The following is a 355-nucleotide window of genomic DNA, read 5'->3' on the forward strand; positions in this document are numbered from 1 at the left end:
CGCTTCGGAAGCGTGGTCATAAACCATGAGCATCCTCAAGGAAGCAACGTTCCGGCGATACTCGCCGTCAACACGTTGGCAAGCGTGGCCGCCAGCAAGGCCCGTAGCCCCAGTTGGGCCAAATCCGACCGCCGTTCCGGGACCAGGGACCCGATACCCCCCACCTGAATCCCGATCGAGCTGAGGTTCGCGAACCCGCAAAGGGCGAACGTGGCAAGGGTCACCGACCGAGGTTGCAATTGGGCCGCCATCGTTCCGAGTTGCCCATAGGCAACCAGTTCGTTCAGGACGAGCCGAGAACCGAGCAACCCCCCGACTCCAACGCAATCACCCCAGGGGACTCCCATCATCCAGG

General features: G+C 62.5%; 1 protein-coding gene. It reads right to left on the minus strand.

From position 1 onward, the window contains the following. Nucleotides 1-35 precede the first annotated feature (35 nt). Nucleotides 36-355, minus strand: a 320-nt coding sequence (locus AB1L30_RS00775; protein ID WP_367011439.1) for a nucleoside transporter C-terminal domain-containing protein, incomplete at its 5' end; no start/stop codon positions are given.

The organism is Bremerella sp. JC817, from assembly GCF_040718835.1.
Lineage (GTDB): Bacteria > Planctomycetota > Planctomycetia > Pirellulales > Pirellulaceae > Bremerella.